This is a genomic window from Candidatus Avelusimicrobium caledoniensis, assembly GCF_902756455.1.
Classification (GTDB): domain Bacteria; phylum Elusimicrobiota; class Elusimicrobia; order Elusimicrobiales; family Elusimicrobiaceae; genus Avelusimicrobium; species Avelusimicrobium caledoniense.
Window position 1 is genome coordinate 63,562 of record NZ_CACVRB010000014.1, and the last position, 12,543, is coordinate 76,104.

Below are 12,543 nucleotides of genomic sequence, written 5' to 3' on the forward strand. Positions count from 1 at the left end.
AAACTACGCGTTTTCTTTGGAAAACGGCGAAATTTTGCGTAGCCGCTCAATAATGGGCGGCAATTCTTTAAGTACAACTTCTATTTCACTTTCCGTATTTTCGTCCGATAGCGAAAAGCGGATAGAACCATGTGCAAATTGAAACGGCACTTTCATCGCTCTGAGCACGTGCGACGGCTCCAACGAGCCCGACGTACACGCCGAGCCGGACGAAGCACAAATGCCAAAGTCATTTAAATACATCAAAATAGATTCGCCTTCAATATACCCGAAACTGATATTGGTGGTATTAGGCACGCGGTTTTGCACGTCCCCGTTGACTTTTACGTCCGGGATCGTATCCACGATACCTTTTTCTAATTTATCGCGCAAAGCGGCAACTTTTTGCATACTTCCGTCGGACAACCGTTTTTGTGCCAGTTCGGCGGCCTTGCCGATACCCACAATGTACGGCACATTTTCCGTACCGGCGCGGCGGCGTTTTTCCTGGTGTCCGCCCACCAAATACGGCACAAAGCGTGTACCGCGGCGCACGTATAACGCGCCGATCCCCTTAGGACCGTGGAATTTATGTGCGCTGACGGACAGAAAATCTACCCCGGCCGCTTGTACATCTATCGCAATTTTTCCGGCGGCTTGCACGGCGTCGGTATGAAAGAGTGCCCCGTGCGTATGGGCAATTTTTGCAATTTCTTTAATAGGAAAGATCGTTCCGGTTTCGTTGTTGGCCCACATCACGGAAACAAGCGCGGTGTCGCCGTCAATCAGGTTTTTAAGTTCTTCCAAATCAAAACGTCCGTTTTCGTCCACGCGGATATAATCAACGCGCCAACCGCGGCTCTCCAACACATGGCACGGCTCTAATACAGCCGGGTGTTCCACGGCAGAGGTAATGATATGTTTTTTCTGCGGGAACGATTCGGCTACGGAAAACAAAACGGAATCGTTACTCTCGGTCGCGCAGGAAGTAAAAATAATTTCGTCATCGTGTGCGGCATTGACAAGGGCGGCAACCTGTTTGCGCGCAATATCAATCGCGTGGCGGTTTTGGCCGCCGAACGTGTGCATGCTTGACGCGTTGCCATATTTTTCGCTAAAGTACGGGAGCATCGCTTCCACTACTTGCGGATAGCAACGGGTGGTAGCATTATTATCCAAATAAATTTCCTTCATACTTACGCTTGCTCCACTGTGATAGACGGATCAATTTTTTCTTGCAACGTCTTTTCAATAAAATTTTTAATAGTGGCTTGCGCGTTCATACATCCGCTGCACATACCCACCAACCGGATTTTGGCCGTCATGCCGGAAAGGTCTACCAGTTCCGCAGATCCGCCGTCCATATTCAGTTTAGGACGGATTTCTTCTTCCAACACGCGCTCTACGGTTTTGATTTTTTCCACCACGGTCATATCGCTAAACGATTTTTGCACGGGAGCGGCATTTTCTTGTGCGCCGTTTACTTTATCTAAAATTTTTTGGATATCGCCTTTGCAACGCCCACACGCACCGCCGGCCTTGGTAAAGTGGGTTACGTCTTCTACCGTTTTCAAATGGTTTAAGCGAATGGCCTTAATAATGGCCTCTTCGGACACGTTGAAACAGCGGCAGACAATCTTTTCTTCCTGTTGCTCAAACACCACGGGCTTACCGCCTTGACGATAGCTTTTAATGGCGGCTTCCAACGCTTCCATACCCATCACCGAGCAGTGCATTTTTTCGGCGGGCAAATTACCAAGTTGGTCAGCAATATCTTGGTTGGTAATTTTGGCGGCTTCGTCCAACGTTTTGCCCTTGGCCATTTCGGTCAGCATGGAAGACGAGGCAATCGCGCTGGCGCAACCGAACGTCTCAAATTTGGCATCTTCAATCACTTCGGTTTCTTTATTTACTTTGATAGTTAAGCGTAGCGCATCTCCGCAAACCAAACTGCCCACTTGGCCCGTACCGTCTGCGTTGGGGATAGCCCCCACGTTGCGCGGATTTTTAAAATGATCCATTACTTTATCGGTATAATCCCACATAATAAGCCCCCTTATTATATTGGTTATATTATACCATTTTGAGTAAAATCTGCTAATTTACCACTCTCGTTTATCCGCCCCTTTAGTGCTGCTTATAAAAAGCGCCAAATCGGATCAGAAAATTTACATGTTTGAGCATAGCGAGTTTGTAAATTTTCCCGATTTGTCTGCTTTTTATGGCACCCAGGGGCGGCACTCTTTTGCTAGCTTTTCTGGTGCCAGAAAAGCGAAAAAGGCCTTGACAAATCAAAAAAAAAAACGATAATAAAGGGACGCAAAAAACAAGGAGCAAATAATATGAACAACAAACAGGCCTTTACACTTATTGAATTATTAGTAGTAGTTTTAATCATCGGCATTTTGGCGGCGGTACAATACCAAAAAGCGGTTTTACGTGCGCGGTTTGTGCAACTGGTTACTAACAATGATGCTATTGTTAAAGCCCAAAAAATATACCACATGGCTAACGGCACATACGCCTCGTCCATAGACGAATTAGATATTGAAATTGATAATTCCGGCACTGTATCTTGTTCACCGTTATACGAAAACGGGACTTTATGTTGGCTTTATAAGGACAAAGCCCAAAATAAAGCCATAGCCGCCCTGCAAGAGAATTATGAAACGGGAAATAAACTATGTTGCGCTTATAAAGTAACAGACCACCAAGCCGGTCCCATGTGCGCCGCGGAAATGCAAACCAATACTTGGTATCAGGGGTGTGGAGGCGACGCTTGCCATTGTTATCGTTGGACCCCGTAACCTTTCTGCCTAGCCGCACACAAAATTGCTACAATAAGGTATGCAATTTGAACGCGTAACTGTTTTTTACAACGAACAAAAACCGCAAAATAAACCTCTGGCCGAGCAAGTAGCCGCGTGGCTTACCGACCACGAACGTACGACTGCGGTGATCACTTCGTTAGACGATTTGGCCGATACCAGTTTGCTCGTTTGTATGGGTGGCGACGGGGCCTTGTTAGCGTGCGCACGTGAAGCCAGCCCGCGCCGCATCCCTATTTTGGGCATTAACTGCGGCACACTCGGGTTTTTGGCCGCGTGCGAAAAAGACGAATTTAAATCCACGCTTTGCGATTTATTTGACAACAAACTCATTCTGCAACGCCGCTTAATGCTAGCCGTACACGTGCAACTGCCTAACGACGAAACCCAAGATTTACTGGCGTTAAACGACTGCGTCTTGCACGCCGATAAAACCCGTGCGCTTACCGTAGACGCTACTTTTGACGAACGCAATCTGCCGCCGTATTTCGGTGACGGTGTTTTAATTTCCACCCCCACCGGCTCCACCGCCTACGCATTAGCGGCGGGCGGACCGATTGTTGCGCCCGGCGTGGAAGGCATTTTAGTTACGCCTATTTGCCCCCATACGCTTACCCAGCGGCCGATTTTATTGCCTGCCGAGGGAAACTTGGAACTTGTACCCGTTTTAAAAACACCGTTGGACGGAGCCGACTTGACCATAGACGGGCAGGAAACGCTTACGCTCCCGGCGGGCTCGCGCGTACAAATTACGCAAAGCCCGTACTGTGCCCAAATTTTTACCAACACCAAACGCGATTTTTTCACCATGTTAAACCGCAAATTTAACTGGGGGAGCCGCTGATATGCTCACGCGCTTATCCGTGCAAAACTTTGCTATCATTGATGATCTCACGCTTGATTTTTCTGCCGGGCTGACTGTATTTTCCGGCGAAACGGGCGCGGGAAAATCTATCGTTATAGAGGCCCTGGGTTTTGTGCTAGGTGCGCGCGGGGACGTATCCGTCATCAAAGACGGCGCAGACAAAATGTGCGTCAAGGCCGAATTTGAAAGCACCGATTTGCCGGAAAATATCCGCGCGCAATACCAATTATCCGCCGACCGCTTTACCTTGCGCCGCGAACTGGACAAAAAAGGCAAGGGCAAGGCCCAACTGGACGGCCGCGCCGTAACGGTTTCCACGTTAGCGCATATTGGCAGTTATCTGGTAGATTTTCACGGGCAACACGACCACCAGAGCTTGCTCCACACATCCGTACACTTAAATTTATTGGACCATTTTGCTAAGCACGATGCGTTACTCAAACAAGTGCAAGCCGCCTATCAAACCGAACAAGACATCCGCGCCAAATTAGACGCTTTACACTTAAGCGCGCAAGAAAAAGAACGCCTGTTAGATTTATATTCTTACCAGTTAAAAGAGATTGAAGACGTCCGGCCCGCGGCAGGGGAAGATACCCTATTAGAGCAAAATTTGCCTAAACTCAAACACGCGGGCAAGCTACTGGAAATGGCTGAAGAAGCGTACGAAGAATTATACAACGCGGAAAACGCAGCCGCCACGCGCACTTCGCGCGCCGCCAAATTGCTTACCCAAATGGCAGAACTGGATGACAACTTAACCCAACTGGCGCAAGACGTTAATTCCGCACTTGTTACGCTGGAAGACGCAGGCCAAACACTGGGCAGTTACAAAGAAGACACGGACGTGGACCCCAACGCACTGGACAAAATGCTCGCGCGCCATGAAAAATTAAAACGCTTAAAAGCCAAATACGGCCCGGAACTTGGTGACGTGCTGACTACCGCCGACGATTTGCGCCAAAAAATCAAAAACTTACAACACGCCGAAGAACACGAACAAGATTTGGAAAACGAATTAACCGCCGCCCACACCGCGCTACTTAAACTCGCGCGCCAGTTACACGACAAACGCATGAGCGCGGCCGAAAAATTATCCCGCCTTATCACCGATGAAATTAAGCCGCTGGGGTTTAATCAAGTGAAATTTTCCGTAGCCGTGGAAATGGATGAAGAAAACATCACTTCCACCGGGGCGGATAAAGTTGAATTTTTATTCTCGCCCAACCCGGGACAATCGCTTCGGCCTTTAAAAAATATCGCGTCGGGCGGCGAAATTTCGCGCGTGATGTTGGGGCTTAAAACGGTGCTTGCTCCCACGGTGCCCGTTATGGTATTTGACGAAATTGATGCCGGAATCGGCGGCGAAACGGGCCGTTTGGTCGGCCAAAAATTGCGCGAGGCCGCTAAAGGCAAGCAAGTGTTGTGCGTTACGCACTTAGCGCAAGTAGCCGCACAAGCACACACCAATTACCACGTAGAAAAAGCAGCTAAAAACAACCAAACGCACGTTACCATTACGCCCCTCAAAGGCGACTTGCTCACGGCGGAAATTGCCCGCATGCTCGGTGGTAACAGCACCAAAAATTCTGCCGCCTACACGCACGCCCAAGAACTGTTGCAAACGGCCGGGCGCAACTAATTAAACTCGTTGGTATCAGCAATTTTACCTTTTGATCACGTCAGATGTTACAGGCCTCTCTCTATTTTTATGTTAAAAAGACCCATTCCGGTTAAGTTGTTCACATAAGACGCGTTGTGTGGCAGTGGCTTCCGGTTTTACTTCACAACCGATACGATGTGGTTCTGCTTGAGAAATATACAGGTAATACTTTTTGTTAAAAGGCAAGCGTTGGGCCACAGCCAAATAATCGGCATTGGGGTGGGCCTGCGAATAAGAAATATTGGGGGAATAGGAAAAATAGTTAGTTTGAGGACGTCCATGTGTTCCGCTTGTTGTCTCCCCCGGGATTTCAATATCCAGTAAATCCATTTCAGCGTGCGTGGCATAACGACCGTTAGTTAGAAAGAAAACTTGGTGAGCGTCAGCGATCGTGCGTAAAAGTGCCATCGCTTCCGACATTCGCGATTTTTCCACCGCTTTTTGATACTGCGGCAATGCCACCGCCGCTAAAATACCGATGATTAAAACAACTACTAATAACTCAATAAGCGTAAACGCTTGTTTGTTTTTCATACAACCTCCTTTATATCATCAAATAAAATGTAGCAAAAAAAAAAACGATGTCAAGCAAAATGTTTGAAACAGGTCCAACACAAATACGCCCTCTTTTGATACAATGTTAGCAGGGGTCAATTTCCCTAGAATAACAGTAAGGAGTGAAATTATGAAATGCTGCAAATGTGCTAAATGGTTTCCGCACAACTGGTTGTGCTTGAAAGGGCTGTATGTATTTTTCTTGGTCCTTTTCTACTTGATGCTTGCGTACACTATTTTCCAAGACATCCTCGTGATCAAACACCCGATGATTACCGGACGCGCTATGTGGGGCAACTTGGTCTATTATACGCTAAGCGACTTAGCCGCCGCCATCGGTTTCTTGACGATTGCCAAGATGTTGAACGCCTTGCGCGCCATCAAACACGCGGTTGCTCCGTGCTGCTGCGAAGCCAAAAAAGAAGAAACCAAATAAATCTAAAAGGGCGCGCAACACTCGCGCCCTTTTTCTCTTTTACCGTATGAAAAAACACATTTTATTTACCTTATCCTTTTTACTGGGCGCATTGTGTACCGCCCAAGCCGAAACGCTTAAAATGAAAGACGGCACGCTCATTAGCGGCTCTATTTTATCGCAAACCGAATATACGTTAAACCTCGCTACCTCATACGGTAATATTACGCTTAACCAACGCGATATTGAACAGATTTTGCCCGATAAGCACCGCTTGATTTTAAAGGGCGGCACGCAGTTAGTCGGTGTGATTTTGGACATGGACGAGTTTAACCTTAAACTCCAAACCGACGACGGTGCTATCGTCAATGTAGATATGCCGCAAATCGTTTCCATTGAAGCATACGATTACGACCGCGGTCAAAAAGCCCAACAGGAATTTGTAGAGAAAAAAATAGAACAGCAAGAACAAGCCCAAGCCGCCCAAACTGCCGCACAAACAGCCGTAGCCGCCGGCACGGTAGCGGCCGCGGGCGGGCTGGCGTTTGACTCGGACATTGATCAAGTGTTTGACGCCAAAAAAGCCACCGTTGTCAACGGACAAGTGCAAACCCCCACCGCACAGGTGCAAACCTCTTCCCCCCGCTTGCTTAGCGATGAAGAAGCATTTTTAAAAAACGTAAAAGCCGGCAACGTATCTGCCGAAGAATATGCCCAAGCGGCCAAACAAGATTTATCCGCCAAAAAACCGCAACCCAAACCGGCCGCCAAACCCACCAAACGCGTAGAGAAAAATTTTTCTAAATACTTCTCCGTACAAGTAGGGGCGATGCCGCTAGACCTCAAAGCCACCGGGCCGTTATCCGTGGGCTCCTACGCGGTTGATTTGGGCGATGACGGCTTAGACATGGGCGGCACGTCTATTGCCGTATCCAGCAAATTTTTATGGCGTTTAAAAGAAAGCAACTTGTGGCTCGGGCCGACGATATTTTTCGCCAATGTCCCTAACAACGAATTTACGTTTCAAAACGGCACCACCAATTACGAAATGCGCTCCAGCGGCAGTATTTTATCGCTCGGTGCAGCCGCCAATTATTATTTAACTCCCAAATCACGCTTTGCTACGTATTTGACGGCTGCCGTGCAATACGAAATGATGTCCGTTAATTACAACGGTAATTATTCTTCCGCTAGCGGCCCGGTTGATTTTAGCGATTCGCTTTCTTCCAATACTCCGTCCGGCGCAGTAGGCATCGGCGTGGAAACGTGGATAGATGATTTAATGGTCGGCGCGGAAGTGCGCCAAGTATTTGCCCCGCGTAAGGACGAACTGAAAAAATCTGCCGCCGCCAATACAGTTATTCAAGTACAACTCAGTTGGAAATTTTAATGAAAATAGTAGCCCTGCCCAATGCGTTTAAAGGTTCCCTTTCGGCGCGTGCGGCCGGGCAAATTTTTGTGTGCGCGTTGGCCAAACGCCACACGGTGCGTGCGTGGCCTATTTGCGACGGCGGCGACGGGCTGTTAGATTTTTTTAAGACGTTAGATCCGCATGCCAAAACCGTTTTTGTAACCGCCAAAAACGCTTTTCTAAAAAACAAACGCGCCCCGTTTTTACTTTTATCAGACAGACGAACTGCCGTCGTGGAAACAGCAAAAATCTGCGGACTGGGAAGTGCGAAAAAAAACGAGTTAGACCCGCTGGGCGCGTCCTCTTACGGCGTAGGGCAAGTGTTACGGGCCGCGGTTAAACGCGGGGCCAAAATAATTTATATAGGGTTGGGCGGAGTTGCCACCAACGACGGCGGCGCCGGGTTAGCGGCGGCGTGCGGCGCGCAGTTACTGGATAAGAACGGACACAAAATTTTGCCCGGCGCGCAAGCATTACTGCAACTAAAACAACTTAATTTATCCCCGCTTAAAAAACAATTTAAAAGCGTTAAAATCATCGGCATTTCCGACGTGAAAAATCCGCTTTTAGGTCCGCTTGGCTCGGCGCGCGTGTTCGGCCCGCAAAAAGGAGCTACCCCCAAACAAGTAGAAATTTTAGAGCGCGCATTAACCGCGTGGGCGCGCGCTTTGCAACGGGCAACGGGCCGCACCGTTTCGCGCGTTCCCAGCACGGGGGCGGCGGGGGCAATAGCGGCGGGATTATACGGTTGTTTCGGCGCAAAACTATGTTTGGGCGCGGAAGAACTTTTTAAAAAAGCCAAATTAGAAACGCAAATTAAATGGGCCGATTTAATCATCACGTGCGAAGGAAAATTAGACGAACAAACTTTTTACGGCAAAGCACCGGGGCTCGTTTTACAACTGGCTAAAAAACATAATAAACCCGTATTATTTATTTGCGGCCAAACAGATAAAAAAATCTTCCGGCGAAAAAATTTACCCGATTTAAAAATTGCCGTGCTGATTGATTTTGCCCAAAACGAAACCGACGCCAAAAAACACGCGGCCAAATACATCCGCCGCGTGTGTGAAAGCTTATACAATTAAGGCAATATATAACTACGCACGCCGCTACCGCCTTCTTCCAAAGTCCCTTTGAAAATTTCGTGGCAATAACTGCCCGCGGGCTGTTCAAATATTACACCACTGCCCGTACGTTCAAAACATAGTATCGTACCGCCGGTGGTAAAAGAACTTTGGAAAGTCCACGCAAAACCGCCTCCTTTATATTTGCCCCGAATGCGACCTAAATAAATTGCACTGTCTGCCGCATCAGGGCCCCGCCACAATTGCAAAGACCAATCTCCGTTAGAACGAGTATCCGTTACGATAGAGCTGGGAGCCCATGTCTCCGTGCCTGTCCACGGTATTTCTACCGCTAAATCTTCAAATTTAGTGGCATAACTTCCGTTCGCCATTTTGTATGCTTCCTGTGCTTGCACCACACTTTTTAATACCACATAGGCCTGTGCGGCACGTGATTTTTCCACGGCTTTTTGGTATTGCGGCACGGCCACCGCCGCCAATATGCCAATGATGAGAACAACGACCAAGAGCTCAATTAACGTAAAACCCATAAAATTAGGTGTCATCCCGTACTTGATACGGGATCTTCCACGCTCGCTGTTTCGCAACGATAACAACCTGCGTTGAAGATGCTGAATCAAGTTCAGCATGACATGGTGTTTATTAAATGCTTGTTTGTTTTTCATACAACCTCCTTTTATCATTAAATAAAATATAGCAAAAAAAAAAACGATGTCAAGTTTTATTTTTTCTCTCGCTATATCCCGCATAGAAACTCTGCGGGATGACGAGCGAGAGAAAAAATATATACAGAAAAGGCCCTTGCCGGGGGCAGGCAAACAAAAAAACACCCCCGGGATGATATCCTAGGGGGTGCATACTTATAGAAGACAATTATTGTGATTATTTTTTATCGGTGCGGTCTTTAAAGATACGCGCGCTGACAAGTTGCTTAAATATCTTGCCGCGCTCCTCAAAACTTTTAAACTGGTCAAAAGACGCACACGCCGGGGATAAAAGCACAATATCCCCCCGCTTGGCCCCGGTCATAGCCACGTCCACCGCTTTGTCCAGCGTGTCGCAACGCGTGACGGGATAGCCCGGCAATTCGCGTTCAATTTTGTCCATCGCTTCGCCAATCGTTAATACTTGTTTACAATGTTCTTTCAAATACGGCAGTAAAATTTCGTACGAGGCCCCTTTATCGCGTCCGCCCAAAATCAGCCAAATATTTTGACATTTTTCAAAACTTTTTAAAGCGGTAATAGTAGAATCCAAATTCGTGGCTTTGGAATCGTTTACATAAATTACGCCCCGGTGATCTGCAAATTGTTCAATGCGGTGTTCCATAGCTTTAAAACCGTCAAATACTTGTTGCACCGTATCGGCAGGTACGCCCGCGCTAAACGCCATAAGCGCGGCGGCCATCGCGTTTTCCACATTGTGAATCCCTTTTAAATGCGGCGGGCGCAACTGGTGTCCGTCGCTAAACACAAGCTCATCGCCGTCAAAGCATACGGCTGTTTTGAGTGAGTGCTTGGGATAAGTGGAAAATGCCAGCACGCGGCTTTTGGCTTTTTCGGCCAATTCTACGCAGGAGACATCCGCCCCGTTTACGACAAGCACATCGTTAGCGCGTTGGTTTTTAAAAATTTTTCCCTTTGCCTTAATATAATTACGCATCCCGCCGTGGTGATCCAAATGATCGGGTGTGATATTTAACAAACATGCTACGCGCGGGCGGAAATAGGTGCTGTCTTCTAACTGATAACTGGAAACTTCTATCACTACGTCATCGCCGGGTTGCATTTGATGCACACAAAGCGATACCGGGTTGCCGATATTTCCGCATACCCATACATTGCGCTTGCGCCCGCCGGACAAACTGTCTGCTTTTAAAATTTCGCCTAACAAAGAGGTGGTCGTCGTTTTTCCGTTTGTGCCGGACACGGCAAACACGCGCACCCCTTTGGGCATAAACGCCAAGGCCACTTCTAATTCGCTATACACGGGAATATTGCGTTTTTTGGCTTCTAACAAAATCGGCGCACGCGGGGAAATACCCGGGCTTTTTACCCAAAAATCACACGCAAATAACGCCGGACTATGGCCCCCTGCTTCTACTTCAATTTCTCCCGCCACTGCAAATTGTTGCGCTTGCGCAAAAGCGGTTTCTTCGCTGATAAGCACTTTTATTCCGTGCGCGCAAAGTAGCGTTGCCACCGCGCGTCCGCTCTTGCCTAGCCCTAGCACTCCGGCTTTTTTACCTTGCCACTCAAGCGGCTTAAACATGTTTTTTCTCCCGTAAAAAATCTAAGATAACTTCTTGATCGGAAAAATGCCGTTTTTCCGTACCGATCAGCTGGTAGTTTTCGTGTCCTTTCCCGGCCACAATAACGATATCGTCCTTTTTAGCCGTAGTTAATGCCCGGCGTATAGCTTCGGCCCGGTCGGGTATGACGGTATAATTGGTAAAACCTGCCATGCCGGACAAAATGTCTTCAAAAATTTGTTTCGGGTCTTCGCAACGCGGATTATCATTGGTTAAAAATACGTAATCGGCTTGTTCACACGCGGTACGGCCCATAAGCGGACGTTTGGTCCGATCGCGCTGTCCACCGCAACCAAATACCACGTACACGTTGCCCTTTTTAAACGGAGCTACCGTTGCAAAGGCGCGTTGCAACGATTCGTTGGTATAAGCAAAATCTACAAACGCAAAAAAATCTTGCCCCGCATCTATACGTTCCATACGCCCCGGCACCCCGGACAACGCGGCAAGCCCTTTAACAATGATGTCCGTCGGCACGCCGTTACCGGCCGCCGCGGCCCACGCCGCAAGTGCATTATATACATTGTGTTTGCCTAATAAATTGATACGCGCCGGACTACCGTTTACTTCAAACTCCGTATGCGTTAAAAATTCACGCACGTTGGTAGCACGGAAATCGGCCTCGTTTTCTTGCCCGAAAGTTATCACGCGCACGCGGTCTTTAAACATAGCGGCTAAGCGTTGCCCGTACGGATCGTCTATATTGATAACAGCCACCCGGTTTTGTTTAGGGTTTTGCGGATCGGCTACGTTTTCAAAGAGTTTTAACTTCGCATTAAAATAATTTTCAAAGGTTTGGTGGAAATCTAAATGGTCGCGCTGTAAGTTGGTAAAAATAGCCGTATCGTACCAAATGTGGCGCACCCGTTGGAGTTCTAACGCGTGTGAGGAAACTTCCATGACTACACTTTGGCAACTTTCTTGTTGCATTTGTGCCAACAATTTAAATAACGTCAGAGCGGCGGGCGTTGTGTTGGGCGCATCGCAGATTTTAGTGCCCCCCAAACGATAATTTACCGTTCCCAAAGCACCTACTTTTTGACCGGCCGCGGTTAAAATGCTTTCTAATAGATAGGAAATAGAGGTTTTTCCTTTTGTACCCGTAATGCCAAACATTTTTAAATAGTCCGACGGACGAGCATAAAACTCATACGCGGCATCAGCCATATCTTTATCAATATCGTGCGATAGCAAAAACGGCACAGCAAGCGGCTCTTTGGGCTCCTGGGCCGATACAATTAAACACGCGCCGTTTTGCACGGCTTGCGGGATAAATTGGTTTCCGTCCACGTTGGCCCCTTTAAGCGCAAAAAACACAAAACCCGCACGCACTTCTTGCGAGTTAAACGTCAAGCCGGAAACAGGTTGACCCAACTGCCGGGCCTTTTCTAATACAATACTGGACATATATTATATGGTATCAAATTGAAC

The 12,543-nt window shown here is 47.9% G+C and carries 12 protein-coding genes; 6 read left to right on the plus strand and 6 right to left on the minus strand.

Annotated elements, in window-relative coordinates; genetic code table 11:
* Positions 1-3: 3 nt before the first annotated feature.
* On the minus strand, positions 4-1,173 hold the full coding sequence (nifS, locus tag ACQY2W_RS04320) for a cysteine desulfurase NifS (RefSeq protein WP_428049733.1): 1,170 nt from the start codon (positions 1,171-1,173) through the stop codon (positions 4-6).
* Between the two features lie 2 nt (positions 1,174-1,175).
* Complete coding sequence (gene nifU, locus ACQY2W_RS04325) at positions 1,176-2,024, minus strand: Fe-S cluster assembly protein NifU (RefSeq protein WP_428049735.1); 849 nt, start codon at positions 2,022-2,024, stop codon at positions 1,176-1,178.
* Positions 2,025-2,321: 297 nt separating this feature from the next.
* Here nifU and ACQY2W_RS04330 point away from each other — a divergent pair, with 297 nt between their 5' ends.
* From ACQY2W_RS04330 to recN, 3 genes are read left to right on the plus strand one after another with little or no spacing between them, the layout of a single operon-like run.
* Complete coding sequence (locus ACQY2W_RS04330; RefSeq protein WP_428049737.1) at positions 2,322-2,786, plus strand: type IV pilin protein; 465 nt, start codon at positions 2,322-2,324, stop codon at positions 2,784-2,786.
* A gap of 40 nt (positions 2,787-2,826) precedes the next feature.
* Positions 2,827-3,651 carry an NAD(+)/NADH kinase gene (locus ACQY2W_RS04335; RefSeq protein ID WP_428049739.1) on the plus strand — a complete coding sequence of 275 codons (825 nt, stop codon included), beginning with the start codon at positions 2,827-2,829 and terminating at the stop codon, positions 3,649-3,651.
* 1 nt (position 3,652) lies between these two features.
* Positions 3,653-5,311 carry a DNA repair protein RecN gene (gene recN / locus ACQY2W_RS04340; protein ID WP_428049741.1) on the plus strand — a complete coding sequence of 553 codons (1,659 nt, stop codon included), beginning with the start codon at positions 3,653-3,655 and terminating at the stop codon, positions 5,309-5,311.
* A gap of 72 nt (positions 5,312-5,383) precedes the next feature.
* Here the strand turns inward: recN and ACQY2W_RS04345 are convergent, their stop codons facing one another.
* Entirely contained in the window at positions 5,384-5,866 is a 483-nt protein-coding gene (locus tag ACQY2W_RS04345) for a type IV pilin protein (RefSeq protein WP_428049743.1), read from the minus strand.
* 151 nt (positions 5,867-6,017) lie between these two features.
* Between ACQY2W_RS04345 and ACQY2W_RS04350 the strand changes: the two genes are divergently transcribed.
* The 3 genes from ACQY2W_RS04350 to ACQY2W_RS04360 are packed head-to-tail and all read left to right on the plus strand — an operon-like array spanning position 6,018 to position 8,801.
* Positions 6,018-6,323 carry a hypothetical protein gene (locus tag ACQY2W_RS04350; protein ID WP_428049745.1) on the plus strand — a complete coding sequence of 102 codons (306 nt, stop codon included), beginning with the start codon at positions 6,018-6,020 and terminating at the stop codon, positions 6,321-6,323.
* A 46-nt stretch (positions 6,324-6,369) separates the two neighbouring features.
* Positions 6,370-7,692, plus strand: a complete 1,323-nt coding sequence (locus tag ACQY2W_RS04355; protein WP_428049747.1) for a hypothetical protein — start codon at positions 6,370-6,372, stop codon at positions 7,690-7,692.
* Entirely contained in the window at positions 7,692-8,801 is a 1,110-nt protein-coding gene (locus tag ACQY2W_RS04360) for a glycerate kinase family protein (RefSeq protein ID WP_428049749.1), read from the plus strand. Before ACQY2W_RS04355 ends, ACQY2W_RS04360 begins: the two co-directional genes overlap by 1 nt.
* Here ACQY2W_RS04360 and ACQY2W_RS04365 read toward each other — a convergent pair.
* The 3 genes from ACQY2W_RS04365 to ACQY2W_RS04375 form a co-directional block, all read right to left on the minus strand.
* Positions 8,798-9,466 (minus strand): type IV pilin protein, encoded by a 669-nt coding sequence (locus ACQY2W_RS04365; protein WP_428049751.1) that lies wholly within the window; start codon positions 9,464-9,466, stop codon positions 8,798-8,800. The two genes, ACQY2W_RS04360 and ACQY2W_RS04365, sit on opposite strands and share 4 nt — an antisense overlap.
* A 217-nt stretch (positions 9,467-9,683) precedes the next feature.
* Positions 9,684-11,072: a UDP-N-acetylmuramoyl-L-alanine--D-glutamate ligase gene (murD, locus tag ACQY2W_RS04370; protein WP_428049753.1), complete on the minus strand. Its 1,389-nt coding sequence runs from the start codon at positions 11,070-11,072 to the stop codon at positions 9,684-9,686.
* The gene (locus ACQY2W_RS04375) at positions 11,065-12,519 is read right to left on the minus strand and encodes a UDP-N-acetylmuramoyl-L-alanyl-D-glutamate--2,6-diaminopimelate ligase (protein WP_428049755.1); all 1,455 of its coding nucleotides are present in this window, start codon (positions 12,517-12,519) and stop codon (positions 11,065-11,067) included. The genes murD and ACQY2W_RS04375 overlap by 8 nt, the downstream gene beginning before the upstream one ends.
* Positions 12,520-12,543: the final 24 nt, after the last annotated feature.